Origin of the sequence: Cryobacterium cheniae (assembly GCF_004403395.1) — a bacterium.
GTDB classification, from domain to species: domain Bacteria; phylum Actinomycetota; class Actinomycetes; order Actinomycetales; family Microbacteriaceae; genus Cryobacterium; species Cryobacterium cheniae.
The window spans coordinates 68,618-84,156 of record NZ_SOGN01000049.1 but is presented as its reverse complement, the minus strand read 5'-3'; the positions used below and the strand labels follow the sequence as shown (position 1 = coordinate 84,156).

The window sequence follows — 15,539 nt, the reverse complement described above, 5'->3', positions numbered from 1 at the left end:
CTCTGTAGCCGGGCGTCCCGTGGCACCACCCCTCTGAACTCCCATGACGCCGGCCTGTGCCGATTCACCATGCTGAATCGCGTTGCAGTCACGCGCCCTGGTTTCCCCTTGTTTGCAGTTCCATCGAAAGGACACCGTGTCTACCAAGTCACGTACCCGCAGTAAGACCCGCCTCTCGCGGGCCCTGGGCATCGCCCTGACCCCGAAGGCCGCACGCTACCTCGAGAAGCGTCCGTACGCACCGGGCGAGCACGGTCGCACCAAGCGCAAGACGGACTCCGACTACGCCGTCCGCCTGCGCGAAAAGCAGCGCTTACGCGCCCAGTACGGCATCCGCGAAGCTCAGCTCAAGATCGCGTTCGAGGAAGCTCGCCGCGCCCAGGGACTGACCGGTGAGAACCTCGTCGAGATCCTCGAGACCCGTCTCGACGCTCTGCTCGTTCGCTCCGCGATCGCCCGCACCACCGCTCAGGCCCGTCAGATGATCGTGCACCGTCACATCCTGATCGACGGCCAGCTGGTCGACCGTCCCTCCTTCCGCGTGAAGCCGGGACAGCTCATCCACGTCAAGCCCAAGAGCGAGGGTATGGAGCCGTTCCAGGTTGCAGCCGCCGGCGGCCACGTCGACGTTCTGCCGAAGCTCCCCGCATACCTCGAGGTCGAAATCGACAAGCTGCAGGCCCGCCTCGTGCGTCGCCCGAAGCGCATCGAAATCCCCGTGACCTGTGAAGTCCAGCTCGTCGTCGAGTACTACGCGGCCCGCTAGGCTCCTTTTCACCCGCACCGCCGTCCGGCGCTGCACCTGAACTACGCTGGAGAGCGGATCACCCCCGGGTGGTCCGCTCTTTGCGTACGCACCCGCTCGTGAATGCCGAATCTGGAATGGATGGTTGGTCAATGTCTGGTGGAGATATTGTCGGGCTCGTATTTGCGGGTGCCTTCCTGGTGCTGGTCGGATTCCTCGCCCTGCCCCTGTTCAAGCTCGGTCGCGTCTTCGACGAGACGACACTGGCCATCCGTGACCTGACGCACACCGTCACGCCGCTGCTGGAGGAATCCACCCGGACCATCCAGGAAACCAACGCGCAGCTGGCGCGGGTGGACACCATCACTGCGAACGTGGCAGATGTCACTGGCAACGTCTCCGCACTGGTGGCCCTCGTCGCGGCGACCGTCGGCGGCCCGCTGGTCAAGCTGGCCGGCTTCTCCGCCGGGGTTCGTGCGGCCCTCGGGGCGGCCCGCCCGGGCGGCACCCGCCGCCACCGCAGGTAGTCGGGTACTCTGGACAGGAGCCGTCCCCGCCTGGGATTCGCCGGTCAGAAAGTCGTTCGAGGCACGGGGACCGCTGAGCGATCGGCCGTTTCACCACCTATCAGGGTCGCCACACACACGTCAGGGAGCATTGTCATGAAGAATTTCATCTGGTTCGTCGTCGGTCTGACCACCGGGCTCCTCATCGCCCGTGAGGGTGGCAAGACGCGACAGGGCAAGCAGTTCTTCGCCGATCTCGACACCAAGGCGCGCGAATTCGGTGAGGCGATCTCGGACGGCTACCGCAAGCGCGAGGCCGAACTGAGAGACGCCATCGGCGACATCGCGTCGGGCACCGAGGACACGATCGAGCACCTCGCCAAGCATTAATACCCACTTCTTTTCCGCTTCAACGAACTACGGAACTAATGCAGACTGCTGAAATTCGCGGGCGCTGGCTCGACTTCTTCGCCGATCGCGGGCACACCGTTGTCCCCTCCGCCTCGCTGGTCAGTGACGACCCCACACTCCTCTTCACCGTGGCGGGGATGGTTCCGTTCGTGCCCTACCTGACCGGTCTTGTGCCGGCACCCTACCCGCGAGCGACGAGCGTGCAGAAATGCATCCGCACCAACGACATCGAAGAGGTCGGCAAAACGCCGCGTCACGGCACCTTCTTTCAGATGAACGGCAACTTCTCGTTCGGCGACTACTTCAAGGAGCAGGCGATCGGCTACGCCTGGGAACTGCTCACCAGTTCCGAGGCCGACGGCGGCTACGGCTTCGCCGAGAAAGACCTCTGGGTCACCGTCTACCAGGACGACGAGGAGGCCTTCCGCCACTGGCGCGCCCTCGGCCTGCCCGAGCACCGGATCCAACGCCTCGGCATGGACACCAACTATTGGTCGACGGGCCAGCCCGGGCCCGCCGGACCCTGTTCCGAGATCTTCTTCGACCGCGGCCCCGCCTACGGCCGCGACGGCGGCCCGGCCACCGACGACGACCGCTACGTCGAAATCTGGAACCTCGTCTTCATGCAGTACCTACGCGGAGAAGGAACCGGCAAGAACGACTTCGTCATTCTCGGCGACCTGCCGAAGAAAAACATCGACACCGGCATGGGCCTCGAACGTGTCGCCTTCCTCAAGCAGGGCGTGCAGAACATGTACGAGATCGACCAGGTTCGCCCGGTCCTCGACCGGGCCGCGGAATTGTCCGGCCGTCGCTACGGCGCCGTTCACGACGACGATGTGCGGATGCGGATCGTGGCCGACCACGTGCGGTCGTCCCTGATGCTGATGAGCGACGGAGTCATGCCGTCCAACGAGGGCCGCGGGTACATCCTGCGCCGCCTGATGCGTCGCAGCGTGCGCGCCATGCGCCTCCTCGGCGTCGACGCCGCAACCTTCCCCGAACTGTTCCCGGCCTCGCGCGACGCCATGGCCGGCGCGTACCCCGAGGTCAAAGCCGACTACGCGCGCATCAGCCAGGCCGCCTATGCCGAGGAGGAGACCTTCCTCCGCACCCTGGCCAGCGGCAGCGCCGTTCTCGATCTCGCGGTCGCGAAGACCAAGAAGGCCGACAAGGTCGTGCTGCCGGGTGACACGGCGTTCCTCCTGCACGACACCTACGGTTTCCCGATCGAGATCACGCTCGAGATGGCCGAAGAGGCCGGCCTCAGCGTCAACCGCGAGGCCTTCGACACCCTCATGGCCAAGCAGCGCTCGATGGCCAAGGCCGACGCAAAGGCCAAGAAGACGCACCTCGCCGACCTGTCGGTCTACAGCGCCTTCCGTGCGTCGGGGGAGACCGTCTTCACGGGTTACGACGCCCTGCAGGCCGAATCCAGCGTGCTCGGAATCATCGTGAACGGGCTTTCCGTCGACCGCGCCGTGTCCGGTGAGATCGCCGAGGTCATCCTCGCCGAGACGGCCCTCTACGCCGAATCGGGCGGCCAGGAGGCCGACGCCGGTCTGATCGTGGGAACCGGCTACGAGCTCGAGGTGCTCGACGTGCAGAAGCCCGTGAAGGGGCTGATCAGCCACAAGGTGCAGGTGCGCTCCGGCGAGGTCGGCGTCGGGGACGCGGCCACCAGCGTCGTCGACCCCGACTGGCGCCGTGGTGCCCGGCAGGCTCACTCCGGCACCCACGTGCTGCACGCCGCGCTGCGCCAGGTGCTCGGCCCGAACGCACACCAGTCCGGCTCATACAACAAGGCCGGATTCTTCCGCCTCGACTTCTCCTGGAACCAGGCTTTGTCCCCGGCGACCCGCAGCGAGATCGAAGAGATCTCCAACAACGCCATCCGGGACAACCTGCCGGTGCGGACCCGTGAGCTGCCGCTGGCGGAGGCGAAAGCACTCGGCGCGATGGCGTTGTTCAGTGAGAAGTACGGGGACCGGGTGCGCGTCGTCGACATCGGCGGCCCCTGGTCGCGGGAGCTGTGCGCGGGAACTCACGTCTCGTCCAGCGCCGAGATCGGCATGATCAACCTCGTCAGCGAGGGCTCGGTCGGTTCCACGAACCGCCGGGTGGAATCGCTAGTGGGCCTCGAGGCTTTTCGCGACCTGGCCGCCGAGCGCGCCCTCGTCTCCCAGCTGACGGCGAACCTGAAGACGCCGCGGGAGCAGCTTCCCGAGCGTATCAACGAGCTCGTGCAGAACCTCAAGGCCGCCGAGAAGAAGATCGCCGCGTTCGAGGCGCGGGCTCTCACCGACAAGGTGCCGGCCCTCGTCGCCTCGGCCGCCCTGGCGGGTTCCGTCAATGTTGTGGCCGAGCACGTCGGCGCGCTGGGGTCCGCCGACGACCTGCGGATGCTGGTCACGGCCACCCGCACCCAGCTCGGCAGCACGCCGGCGGTCGTGGCCCTCGCGGCCGTGGTCGCCGACAAGCCCGTCGTCATCGTGGCCACAAACCCTGCGGCACGGGAGGCCGGGCACCGCGCCGGTGCCCTGGCGAAGCAGGTCGCCGGCATCCTCGGCGGTGGCGGCGGCGGCAAGGACGACCTCGCCCAGGGCGGTGGCACCGACGTTGCCGCCATCCCGAACGCCCTCGCGGCCGTCCGATCCGCCGTTGCGGGCTGAACCATGCGTCATGGTGTGCGGGTCGGAGTCGATGTCGGGAAAGCCCGCATCGGCCTGGCCCGCAGCGACTCGCACGGCATGCTGGCCACCCCGGTCGAGACCGTGAGCCGCGATCACTCGGGCACCTTGGACGTGGCTCGAATCATGGCCGTCGTGGCCGACCTCGATGCCGTCGAGGTCGTGGTCGGGCTGCCGCTCGCGCTGTCCGGCAACAGAACGGCGTCGACCGACGACGCCGTCGGGTTCGCCGAGCTGCTGGCCCGGGCCCTGAGCATCCCGGTACGCCTGGTCGATGAGCGGCTCTCCACCGTCGCGGCACAGTCGGTCCTGCGCGCCGCGGGGCGGAAGGCCAAAACTCACAAACCCGTGGTCGACCAGGTCGCCGCGGTCATCATCCTCCAGCACGCCCTCGACACCGAGCGGTCCCTGGGCGCACCCGCCGGCACCGCCGTCGAACCCGGGCCCGACCAGCTTCCAGCCGCGCTGCCGCCGACTGCCGCACGCAATGAAGGGCAGCCTCCACGATGACACCCCATCCCGCCGACGTCCCCGGAGCTCCGACCGAGCCGAACGACCTCACGAACCCGATCGACCCGGGCGACCCGACCAATCCCCGAGACCCGGCCGAGCCTCTCGGCTCACGCCGGGCGATCCGGGAGTCACGGGAGGAGGGCACCCGGTCGAGTCGGCGCGCCCTGCTGTACTCCGCCCCGCCGCGGCCGAAGAAGCGCCGCCGGAGGGCCTGGGGCTGCCTGATCGTCTCCCTGGTGCTGGTCGGACTCGCCGGCGGCGCCGCCGTCCTGCTGCAGGAGCCGATCGGCGCGGTCATCGGCATGGTGCAGGGACCGGCGGACTACGACGGCGCCGGCGCGGGCGACGTCGTGGTGATGATCCACGAAGGCGAAACCGGTCAGGACATCGCGAACTCCCTCGTCGAGCAGGACGTGGTGAAGAGCTACGACGCTTTCTACCAGGTGCTGCGCACGGAGACCCCGGCGCCCGTGTTCCAGCCCGGCGCCTACCGTCTCGCCGGCAAGATGAGCGGCCGAGCCGCCCTCGACGCCCTGCTCGACCCGGACAACAAGCTCGAGCAGACGGTGGTGATACCCGAGGGGACCACGACCGCGCCGATTCTGCAGCTGATCAGCGAGGGCACCAGCATCCCACTGGCCGACCTCAAGGCTGCGGCCACCGACGTCTCGCCCTATGGCCTGCCGGCCGAGGCGAAAACCCTCGAGGGATTCCTGTTCCCGGCCACCTACACTTTCCCCCCGGAGACCACGGCTTCGGAGGCCATCCGCACGCTCGTCGAGCGCCAGTTCGAGGCCCTCGATTCGGCCGGTGTCGCGCCCGAGAACCGCTGGAAGACCGTCGTGCTCGCGGCCCTGATCCAGCGCGAGGCCGGGATCGAAGAGGACTTCTACAAGGTGTCCCGCGTGTTCCTGAACCGGCTCAACCCGGCGCAGTGGCCGAGCGGGCTCCTGCAATCCGACGCGACGGTGGCCTACGGAACCGGGGCGACGGAACGGGTGAAGACAACGGATGCCGAACGCGGCGATGTCTCCAACACCTTCAACACCTATGTGCACCCGGGGCTTCCCGTCGGGCCGATCTCGAACCCCGGCGACATTGCAATCGACGCCGCCGTGAACCCGGCCGACGGCACCTGGCTGTATTTCGTGTCCTGGAACCTGGACACCGGGGAGACGATCTTCTCCACCACGATCGAGGAACACGACGCCGCGGTGGCCAAGTGGCTGGCCTGGATGGCCGAGCACCCCGAGTATGGCTGAGCCGAGAGCATCCGCCCCCGTCCCCGCCCGGCGCCTCGCGGTGCTGGGCTCGCCCATCGTGCACTCCCTCTCGCCGGTGCTGCACCGTGCCGCCTATCGGGTGCTCGGCCTGGACTGGCACTATGACGCCGTGCGGGTGCCGGCCGGCGGACTTCCGGACTTCCTCGCCTCCCTGGGCACCGATTGGGTCGGTCTGTCCCTCACGATGCCGCTCAAACACGAGGTCCAGGTGTCTCTCGACGGCGTCGACCGGGTCGCCGCGCAGACCGGATCCGTCAACACGGTGCTGTTCGGCCAGTCCGACGGCCGACGCACGCTGCACGGTTTCAACACGGATGTCACCGGCCTGGTGCGCGCTCTCGCCGAAGCCGGCGTGCGGCGCGCGGTTCACGTGACCCTGCTCGGCGCCGGCGCCACCGCGGCATCCGCCCTGGTCGCCGCGGCCGAACTGGGCGCGGAGATGGTGGACGTGCTCGTGCGCACCCCGGCGAAGGCGGCCGACCTGATCGACCTCGGCCGAAACCTCGGGCTCGTGGTGACGGCGTTCCCGCTGACCGACCTGCCCAACCCCGCGCGCATCAGCGACCTGGTGATCAGCACCCTGCCCGGCGGCAGCGACCCGGGCGCCGAGTTCCCGGCGGAGCTTCGCCGTCAGGCGCTCCTGTTCGACGTGAGCTATGCACCCTGGCCCAGCGCCCTCGCCCGGTCCTGGTCGACGGCGGGCGGCACCGCGGTGTCCGGCGAGGGCATGCTGCTGCATCAGGCCCTGATCCAGGTGCGAATCTTCGTCACCGGGGACCCGTTCGAACCGCTGCCGAACGAGGCCGCGGTGCTGCACGCCATGCGCGGCGCCCTGACCCGACAGGCTGTGACAGGATAGTGGTCATGCTTCGTTGGCTCACTGCCGGAGAGTCCCACGGCCCCGAACTCATCGCTATCGTCGAGGGTTTGCCCGCTGGGATCCCGGTCACCCTGGATGCGATCCGCCTCGATCTCGCGCGCCGGAAACTCGGCTACGGCCGAGGTGCGCGGATGAAGTTCGAGCAGGACGAACTGAACATTTCCGGCGGCGTTCGCCACGGCCTCACCATGGGCGGCCCGGTCGCCCTGCGGATCGGCAACACCGAATGGCCCAAGTGGGCCGAGGTGATGAGCCCCGAGCCGGTGGACACCCCGTCCGGCCGAGGCCGCGGCGCCCCTCTGACCCGGCCTCGGCCCGGCCACGCCGACCTGGTCGGCATGCAGAAGTACGGTTTCGACGAGGCCCGACCGGTGCTGGAGCGCGCCAGCGCCCGCGAAACCGCGGCCCGCGTCGCGCTCGGCGCCGTCGCCCGGTCGTTCCTGGCCGAACTCGGCATCACCCTGATCAGCCACACCCTGTCGATCGGGCCGGTCCGCGTGCCCGACGACGCCCCGCTTCCCGCGCCCGGCGACGTCGACGCCCTCGACGCCGACCCGCTGCGCTGCTTCGACGCCGCCACCTCCGCCCGGATGGTGGCCGAGGTCGACCAGGCACACAAGGACGGCGATACCCTCGGCGGCGTCGTCGAGGTGCTGGCCTACAATCTTCCCCCCGGACTCGGTTCGTTCGTGCACTGGGACCGTCGACTCGATTCGCAGCTGGCGGCCGCGCTGATGGGCATTCAGGCCATCAAGGGCGTCGAAGTCGGCGACGGTTTCCTGACCACCACCCGGCGCGGCTCGGAGGCGCACGACGAGCTCGTCCAGTCCGACGGTCGCATCCACCGGGTCAGTGACCGGGCCGGCGGCACCGAAGGCGGCATGAGCACCGGAACCGTGCTGCGCGTGCGCGCCGGAATGAAACCCATCTCCACCATCCCGCGCGCCCTCCGCACGGTCGACGTGGCCACCAGCGAGGCGGCCCCCGCGCACCACCAGCGGTCGGATGTCTGTGCCGTGCCCGCCGCGGGCGTGGTCGCCGAGGCCATGGTCGCCCTGGTTCTCGCCAACTCGGTCCTGGAGAAGTTCGGCGGCGACGCGGTCGTGGAGACGCGCCGCAACCTGGACTCCTACCTGGCCGGCATCCCGGCGAACCTCCGGACGGGCGCGTCCAGCGACGCCTCCCTCTAACGCCGCCGGACTCCCGCAATGCCCGCGCCGACGCATCCGATCCTGCCTCTCGTCTTCATCGGGCCGATGGCCGCCGGCAAGACCAGGATCGGCAAGCGTGTGGCGAAGGCCCTCGACGTGCCGTTCATCGACACCGACCATCGCATCGTCGCCGAGCATGGGCCGATCAAGGACATCTTCGAGCAGCACGGCGAGGAACACTTCCGGGCGCTCGAACGCCTGGCCGTGGCCCGCGCCCTCACCGAGCAGGCCGTGGTCTCGCTCGGCGGGGGAGCCGTGCTCGACGCGCAGACCCAGGCCGACCTGGCCGGGTGCTCCGTGGTGTACCTGAGCGTGTCCGCTCGAGCCGTCGGAACGCGGATCGGCGGAGCCACACGACCGCTGCTGACGGGCGGCATCGCCGACTGGAAGCGGATCTACGCCCACCGGCGCCCCGTGTACGAGGCGCTGGCCGGCATCCGTTTCGACACCTCACACCGTCCCCTGGACGCCATCGCTGATGACGTCGTGAAATGGACCAAGAAAAGATCATGACCGGAGCACCTGTGCCAGATCCCACCGAACCCGCCGCCGAACCCGCCGCCGAGCCCACCACCGTCATCACGGTCGCGGGTGTCGACAGCTACCCCGTGCTGATCGGGCGCGGCCTGATCGACGACGTCGTCGAACAGCTCGGTCCGAAGGTGGCAAAGGTCCTCATCGTGCACACCTCCCACCTGGGCGCCCGGGCCGTCGCCCTGCGGGAGAGCCTGCTCGGCAAATTCGAGGTCCTGATCGCCGAGGTGCCCGACGCAGAGGCCGCCAAACGGGTCGAGGTGGCCGCCTTCTGCTGGCAGGTCATGGGCCAGGCCGACTTCAGCCGCACGGATGCCGTCATCGGCTTCGGCGGCGGTGCCGTCACCGACCTGGCCGGTTTCGTGGCCGCGACCTGGCTCCGCGGCGTGCGCCTCGTGCAGATCCCGACCAGCGTGCTCGGGATGGTCGACGCGGCCGTGGGCGGCAAGAACGGCATCAACACCGCCGAGGGCAAGAACCTCGTCGGCACCTTCTATGCGCCCGCCGCCGTCATCTGCGACCTGGACGTGCTCGACGACCTGCCGCGCAACGAGATCCTGGCCGGCTTCGCCGAGATCGTGAAGGCCGGGTTCATCCAGATTCCCGAGATCCTCGACATCGTCGAGGCGGATGTCGCGGCCGTCACCGACCCGCACACCCCGCAGTTCCGGCGCGTGCTCGAACTGGCGATCGGGATGAAGGCCCGGGTCGTCGGGGAGGACTTCAAGGAGTCCGGCCTGCGCGAGATCCTGAACTACGGGCACACCCTCGGCCACGCGGTCGAGCACGCGGAACGCTACGGCTGGCGCCACGGCGCGGCCGTCGCCGTCGGAATGATGTTCGCGGCCGAGGTCGCTCGGCTGAGCGGCCGGCTCTCGGACGAGGCCGTGGACCGGCACCGCCGCATCCTGGAATCGCTCACCCTGCCCACCAGCTACCCGGTCGGCCGCTGGAGCACCCTGCTGGCCACGATGCAGCGCGACAAGAAGACCCGCAGCGGCATGCTGCGGTTCATCGTGCTCGACGACATCGGCAAGCCGACGGTGCTGGAAGGACCGGACGCGTCACTGCTGTTCGCCGCCTACCAGGAGATCGGCTCCTAACCGGCATCAACCCAGCGGTGGCAGACTGGCACGATGATGGTCATCCACAAGCGATTCGTCAGAGCCGTCGTCGCTATGAGCGATCGGTCGACGGATGCCTGAGCGCACCCTGATCCTGTTGCGGCACGCCAAGTCGGACTGGTCGCACGGGCAGGCTGATGTCGACCGGACGCTGGCCGAACGCGGGCTACGGCAGGCGCCGCGCACCGGGGAGTGGCTGGCCGGCAGCAGCTACCGCATAGATCTCGCGGTCGTGTCTCCGGCGGAGCGCGCGCGGGCCACCTGGGACCTCGTCGTGGCCGAATTCGCGCACACCCCGCCGATCCAGGTCGACGACGCCGTGTATGCCGCCTCGTCCGGCGAGTTGATGGGCGTCGTGCGGGCACTGCCGGGCTCGGTTCGCACCGTCGTCCTGGTGGGCCATAACCCCGGGCTGGAGAATCTGGCCGGGGCCCTCGCGGGCCGGCCCGTGTCCCTGCCGACCTCGGCCCTCGCCGTGATCGGGTGGGACGGTCCTTGGTCGTCCGCCGGCCGGGTCCCGGCCGCCCTCCTGGCCCTGGGCCGCCCGCCGGCGGTGGAAGAGACGCATCTTTAGTGCGCGAGGGCCGGCAGCAGGACCGCCATGAACGCGGCGAGAATGAGGAGGCCGCCGCGGTGACCGATCCGGAGGCAGACCCCTGACGGTTGCCGGTGGCGCAGTGTGGACCGAACTGGGGGAAGTGCCGACGGATGCCGGTGCAGCCGCCCCGGGAGGCTTTCAACGGTGCCACCGCATGACATCTCCCTATAGTTTTCAGTCGGCGTGTTCGGCGCCGCCGTTCCGGCACATGTGCCCCGAATGTAGCCCCCCTGTGGCGCGGCCCGCGAGAACGGGCGGGGCCGGATCAGTCTCCGAGCCAGGACCAGTGGTTCATCGGCCAGTTGATCACCAACGCCCGGCCGACCACATTGTCGACGGGAACGAATCCGGTGCCGGCCGTGGCCGAGTGAAGCCGGCTGTCGGCCGAGTCGTAACGGTTGTCGCCCTCCACCCAGAGGGAGGCGGCCGGCACGGTCACGGAGAAGTCGAAGTCCGACGTGCGGGACACCCCCGGCGGCAGCTTGAGGTAGGGCTCGCTGATGGGCTCGCCGTTGACCGTCGTGCGGCCCGCGGCGTCGCAACAGGCCACGTCGTCCCCGGGCAGGCCGATGACGCGTTTGACCAGATGGCCGGTGGCGTCCGGATCACCGGAGAGCCTACGGATGCCGTCGAGCAGGGGGTTCCCCGCTTCCTGCGGGGCCGGCTCGGCCGGGCCCAACCATCCGCCGGGGTCTGTGAACACGACGATGTCGCCATGACCGATGTCGACGATGTCGGGAACGAGCTCGTTCACGATGATGCGGTCATTGATCTGCAGGGTGTTCTGCATCGATCCCGTCGGAATGTAGAACGAGCGGATCAGGAAGGCTTTGGTCAGGAACGAGACGACCAGTGCGATGGCGAGGATTGCTACCAGGCCTCGGAGGGCGCGACGCCTCCGACGTGTGCGGGCCTCGGCGGTGACCGGAGCGGGCCCGCGCCGACCGTCCCGGCGGCGCCGCCCCGAGATCTCGTGATCTGTCACTTCATCCCCTGACGTCTATGAACGCCGACGTTGATGAACGCCGCGGCCCGACAGGCCCCGCCCTCAGTCCGTGGGACGGCTGCGCGGGCTGACGTTGGAGCGCAGGGAATCGACCCGCTCTCGTGCCTCGTCTTCCGTGCGGTAGGTCTCCGGCGACGGGATGATCTGCCCGTTGTCCGCGGAGAAACAGAACCGGAAGCCCCCCGACGGGTCCTGGTAGATTTCGAATTTTCCGGCCATGTCACACCCTTGTCCTTGGCCTGGCACCGGCCAAACGACCGACATCGACACGTTACCGCCGCGGAACGGCGCCGGATAGGGGGCTCCTCGCGGCGAACCAACCCGATGTCTGCCGGCACGGGGCGCGAACAGATTTCGCGGCTTATGATTGGAGCAGACCGACGACCCGATGGGAACACTTTTCGCATGACTGCGCGCGCACCATTCTTCGTTCGCAATCGGGTGGACGGCACCGACGGGGCACTGGCCGAGCGGGCGGGCGGCACCGGCGTCCGTGACACGATCACGCGCTACTACTCCCTGACCAAGCCCGGCGTGCTGTACGGCAACGCTCTGACGGCCGCGGCCGGCTTCCTTCTGGCGGCCCGGGGTCAGGTGGATCTCCTCCTGTTCGCGGCGCTCTGCGTGGGGACGACGCTCGTGATCGCCTCGGCCACCGTGCTCAACAACGTGCTCGACCGCGACATCGACACGGTGATGGAACGCACCAAGAAGCGGGCCACGGTCACCGGCCGCATCGGCGTTCGAAACGCCGTCATCTTCTCGAGCCTGCTGTTCGTTTCCGGCATGGCGATGCTCATCGCCTGGACGAACTGGCTGGTGGTCGTGGTTGGCCTCGGCGGCTTCCTGGTCTACGTCGTGCTTTACGGCATGCTGTCCAAGCGCCTGTCGATCCACGGCACCCTGGTCGGCAGCGTCTCCGGTGCCGCGCCCATCCTCGCCGGCTACGTCGCCGTCACCGGCGCCGTCGACATCGGGGCTGTGCTCGCCTTCCTGGCCGTGTTCCTCTGGCAGATGCCCGAGTTCTACTCCATCGCCATCTACCGCCACGACGAGTACGCCCGGGCGGGTGTGCCCGTCATTTCCGTGGTGCGGGGGATCCCGAACACCACGGTGCAGATCCTCGTCTACACGGTCGGCTTCGTCGTCTCGACCCTGCTTCTGCCCGTGTTCGGCTACGTGGGCTACCTGTATACGGCTGTCATGGGCGTGCTCGGCCTCTACTGGATCTGGCTCGGCGTCGTCGGCCTGCGCGCCACCGATCCCGCCGCCTGGGCCCGGCGAATGTTCCGCTACTCGCTGGTCATGATCCTGGTCTACTGCGTGATGATCTCCGTCGGGCCGATTCTGCCCTGATCCGGCCCTGACCTCTGACGCCGGGCGCACTCCCTTAGGCTGTGGGGATGAGTACAGTCCTCGTTCTGAACGGCCCGAATCTGGGGCGGCTCGGCAGCCGTGAACCCGACGTCTACGGCTCGGCCGACCTCGACCAGCTGCGCGCCACGCTGAGGCAGGCCGCCCCGGAGGGGATGACGGTCGACGTGCGCCAGACGGATGACGAGGCCGAGCTCATCCACTGGCTGTACGAGGCCGTCGATGAGCGCATCCCCGTCATCCTGAACCCGGCGGCGTTCACGCACTACAGTTACGCGCTGCGGGATGCCGCCGCTCTCGTGACGAAGGCCGGCATCACCCTGGTCGAGGTGCACCTGTCCAACCCGCACGCCCGGGAAACGTTCCGCCACACGAGCGTCGTCAGCGCCGTGGCCACCGGCGTGATCGCCGGGTTCGGCTTCGATTCGTACCGCCTGGCCCTGGACTTCATCGCCCGGTCGGTGCCGCCGACCGCCTGATCGGCCGGATCCCGCGCCTTTGGTGCTCGGGCCGCGGGGCAACTACACTCATTTGAGGCCGATTCGGCCGCGCACCTTCCTAATTGAACCAAGTGAACGGAACACCTTTTCATGGCATCAACCGCCGATATCCGAAATGGCGTCGTACTCAACATCGATGGCCAGCTGTGGGCAGTCACCGATTTCCAGCACGTCAAGCCGGGCAAGGGCGGCGCCTTCGTCCGCACCAAGCTGAAGAATGTCGTGACGGGCAAGACCGTCGACCGCACCTTCAACGCCGGCGCGAAGATCGAGACCGAGAACGTGGACCGTCAGGACTTCCAGTACCTGTACGCCGACGGCGACTCCTACGTCTTCATGGACGTGTCCGATTTCGACCAGCTGCACGTGCCGGCCGTCGTCGTGGGCGATGCCGTCAACTTCATGCTCGAGAACCAGAACGTGACGATCGCCCTGCACAACGGCAACCCGCTCTATGTCGAGCTGCCGGCATCCGTCGTGCTGGAAATCACCTACACCGAGCCGGGCCTGCAGGGCGACCGCTCGACCGGCGGCACCAAGCCGGCCACCGTCGAAACCGGCTTCCAGATCCAGGTTCCCCTGTTCCTCGAGCAGGGCACCCGCGTCAAGGTCGACACCCGCACCGGGGACTACCTGGGCCGCGTCAACTAGTGAGCGCACGGACCAAGGCGCGCAAGCGCGCGATCGACATCCTGTACGCCGCCGACGTGCGGCAGACCACCATCCCGGAGTCCCTCGCCGTCGAAGCGGAGCGCGCCGCGAACGAGCCGGCCCGGATGGCGTCGTGGCTGTACGCCCGGGACATCATCGACGGGGTCGTCGACCACCGCGAGGAGATCGACGAACTCATCGAGACGTACTCGCAGGGCTGGACCCTGAAGCGCATGCCCGTCGTCGACCGCGCCATCCTGCGGATCGGCATCTGGGAGATCCTTTTCAACGACGCCGTTCCGCACGCTGTCGCCATCGATGAGGCGGTCGAGGCCGCCAAGATCCTGTCGACGGATGACTCGGCCGGCTTCGTGAACGGACTTCTCGGGCGCATCGCCCAGACCGCACCGTCCGCGTAATCCGTCCTACCAGGGGGCAGCATGACCGACAACGAGCCCGACCCGACCCGATCCCCGGAGCCGCCGGCCTACGCACGGCAGCCGGTCCCGGCGGCGCCGAAGACGAACACCCTCGCGATCGTCTCACTGGTGTCGGCCTTCTTCGTCTCCCTGGCCGCCGTGATCACCGGGCACCTCGCCCTGGGGCAGATCCGCCGCACCAATGAAGCCGGCCGGGGTCTGGCGGTCGCCGGGCTCGTGCTCGGCTACCTGGGAATCGTGAGCACCACCCTGGCGGTCGTGATCGCCATCGTCTTCGCCGCGACCGTGTTCCCCTTCATCCTGGCGGCGGTGGACGGCAACGGGCCCGGACTGCCGTCGATCTCCGCCACGAACGAGCCGCAGACGGAAGAGTCGGACCGGGATGCCTCGCGGGAGGCCCTGCCCACCGGTATCGTCGGCGCGGCCCACTTCGACGACGGCTACCTCTCGGTCGGTACCGGCGCGGCGCTGGTCGACGTCTACGTCGACCCGATGTGCCCGTACTGCCGCCAGTTCGAGGAAACGAACGGCACCCAGCTGGCCGCCCTCGTCTCCGACGGGTCCATCACCCTGCGGCTGCATTCGCTCACCTTCCTCGACCGGGTGTCGCAGGGAACGGCCTACTCGACCCGGGCATCCGCCGCGCTGACCTGCCAGGCCACCCTCAACCCGGGGCAACTGCTCGGCTACCAGGCGGCCCTGTTCGCGAACCAGCCCGCCGAGAACTCCGAGGGGCTCGCCGACTCCGAGCTCGCGGCCCTCGTCGACAGTCCCGTCGACATCAGCGCCTGCCTCGCCGCCGGCGAGTACCAGGCCTGGTCCCAGGCCAACACCGAACAGGCCCTGAACGGCCCGATCCCGGATGCCGAGATCACCCGGGTCCAGGGCACGCCGACCGTTCTCGTCAACGGCAGCGTCTATGCCGGCGGTCTGACCGACGCGGCGGAATTCCTGGCCTTCCTCACGGCTGAATCGGTCGGCTGAGTCGTCCCGTCGGCCGGTCTTCCGAGCCGGTTCGGGCTGGGGGAGCCCCGCCAGGTGCTAAGGTGAAGATCGGAAATGACATCCTTTAA

General features: G+C 68.5%; 18 protein-coding genes. 16 read left to right on the top strand and 2 right to left on the bottom strand.

Annotated elements, in window-relative coordinates:
- The first annotated feature begins 136 nt into the window (after positions 1 to 136).
- The 11 genes from rpsD to E3T23_RS12350 all read left to right on the top strand — a co-directional run bounded on the left by rpsD (position 137) and on the right by E3T23_RS12350 (position 10,471).
- On the top strand, positions 137 to 766 hold the full coding sequence (gene rpsD, locus E3T23_RS12400) for a 30S ribosomal protein S4 (RefSeq protein WP_134370740.1): 630 nt from the start codon (positions 137 to 139) through the stop codon (positions 764 to 766).
- Between the two features lie 131 nt (positions 767 to 897).
- Entirely contained in the window at positions 898 to 1,272 is a 375-nt protein-coding gene (locus E3T23_RS12395; RefSeq protein ID WP_134370739.1) for a DUF948 domain-containing protein, read from the top strand.
- Between the two features lie 135 nt (positions 1,273 to 1,407).
- Entirely contained in the window at positions 1,408 to 1,641 is a 234-nt protein-coding gene (locus E3T23_RS12390) for a hypothetical protein (RefSeq protein ID WP_134370738.1), read from the top strand.
- Between the two features lie 38 nt (positions 1,642 to 1,679).
- Positions 1,680 to 4,334: an alanine--tRNA ligase gene (gene alaS, locus E3T23_RS12385; protein ID WP_134370737.1), complete on the top strand. Its 2,655-nt coding sequence runs from the start codon at positions 1,680 to 1,682 to the stop codon at positions 4,332 to 4,334.
- 3 nt (positions 4,335 to 4,337) lie between these two features.
- Positions 4,338 to 4,862, top strand: a complete 525-nt coding sequence (ruvX, locus tag E3T23_RS12380) for a Holliday junction resolvase RuvX (RefSeq protein ID WP_174843882.1) — start codon at positions 4,338 to 4,340, stop codon at positions 4,860 to 4,862.
- Positions 4,859 to 6,127 carry an endolytic transglycosylase MltG gene (mltG, locus tag E3T23_RS12375; protein ID WP_134370735.1) on the top strand — a complete coding sequence of 423 codons (1,269 nt, stop codon included), beginning with the start codon at positions 4,859 to 4,861 and terminating at the stop codon, positions 6,125 to 6,127. Before ruvX ends, mltG begins: the two co-directional genes overlap by 4 nt.
- Positions 6,120 to 7,007: a shikimate dehydrogenase family protein gene (locus E3T23_RS12370; RefSeq protein ID WP_134370734.1), complete on the top strand. Its 888-nt coding sequence runs from the start codon at positions 6,120 to 6,122 to the stop codon at positions 7,005 to 7,007. The genes mltG and E3T23_RS12370 overlap by 8 nt, the downstream gene beginning before the upstream one ends.
- 5 nt (positions 7,008 to 7,012) lie before the next feature.
- On the top strand, positions 7,013 to 8,218 hold the full coding sequence (gene aroC, locus E3T23_RS12365) for a chorismate synthase (RefSeq protein WP_134370733.1): 1,206 nt from the start codon (positions 7,013 to 7,015) through the stop codon (positions 8,216 to 8,218).
- Positions 8,219 to 8,236: 18 nt separating this feature from the next.
- Positions 8,237 to 8,752 carry a shikimate kinase gene (locus tag E3T23_RS12360; RefSeq protein WP_174843881.1) on the top strand — a complete coding sequence of 172 codons (516 nt, stop codon included), beginning with the start codon at positions 8,237 to 8,239 and terminating at the stop codon, positions 8,750 to 8,752.
- On the top strand, positions 8,749 to 9,876 hold the full coding sequence (gene aroB, locus E3T23_RS12355) for a 3-dehydroquinate synthase (RefSeq protein ID WP_134370732.1): 1,128 nt from the start codon (positions 8,749 to 8,751) through the stop codon (positions 9,874 to 9,876). The genes E3T23_RS12360 and aroB overlap by 4 nt, the downstream gene beginning before the upstream one ends.
- A 94-nt stretch (positions 9,877 to 9,970) precedes the next feature.
- A complete protein-coding gene (locus E3T23_RS12350) occupies positions 9,971 to 10,471 on the top strand; it encodes a SixA phosphatase family protein (protein ID WP_134370731.1) in 501 nt (166 codons plus the stop codon).
- A 289-nt stretch (positions 10,472 to 10,760) separates the two neighbouring features.
- Here E3T23_RS12350 and lepB read toward each other — a convergent pair whose 3' ends face one another.
- Complete coding sequence (gene lepB / locus E3T23_RS12345) at positions 10,761 to 11,480, bottom strand: signal peptidase I (RefSeq protein ID WP_241977892.1); 720 nt, start codon at positions 11,478 to 11,480, stop codon at positions 10,761 to 10,763.
- Between the two features lie 63 nt (positions 11,481 to 11,543).
- Positions 11,544 to 11,720: a YegP family protein gene (locus tag E3T23_RS12340; protein ID WP_166806282.1), complete on the bottom strand. Its 177-nt coding sequence runs from the start codon at positions 11,718 to 11,720 to the stop codon at positions 11,544 to 11,546.
- A gap of 186 nt (positions 11,721 to 11,906) precedes the next feature.
- Between E3T23_RS12340 and cyoE the strand changes: the two genes are divergently transcribed.
- The 5 genes from cyoE (at position 11,907) to E3T23_RS12315 (ending at position 15,450) form a co-directional block, all read left to right on the top strand.
- The gene (gene cyoE / locus E3T23_RS12335) at positions 11,907 to 12,857 is read left to right on the top strand and encodes a heme o synthase (protein ID WP_166806281.1); all 951 of its coding nucleotides are present in this window, start codon (positions 11,907 to 11,909) and stop codon (positions 12,855 to 12,857) included.
- Positions 12,858 to 12,904: 47 nt separating this feature from the next.
- Positions 12,905 to 13,354 (top strand): type II 3-dehydroquinate dehydratase, encoded by a 450-nt coding sequence (locus E3T23_RS12330; RefSeq protein WP_134370728.1) that lies wholly within the window; start codon positions 12,905 to 12,907, stop codon positions 13,352 to 13,354.
- A gap of 111 nt (positions 13,355 to 13,465) precedes the next feature.
- Positions 13,466 to 14,026, top strand: coding sequence for an elongation factor P (gene efp / locus E3T23_RS12325; RefSeq protein WP_104100509.1), 561 nt, complete (start codon positions 13,466 to 13,468; stop codon positions 14,024 to 14,026).
- Entirely contained in the window at positions 14,026 to 14,445 is a 420-nt protein-coding gene (nusB, locus tag E3T23_RS12320) for a transcription antitermination factor NusB (protein WP_134370727.1), read from the top strand. Before efp ends, nusB begins: the two co-directional genes overlap by 1 nt.
- A 21-nt stretch (positions 14,446 to 14,466) precedes the next feature.
- Entirely contained in the window at positions 14,467 to 15,450 is a 984-nt protein-coding gene (locus E3T23_RS12315) for a DUF4190 domain-containing protein (protein ID WP_134370726.1), read from the top strand.
- Positions 15,451 to 15,539 lie beyond the last annotated feature (89 nt).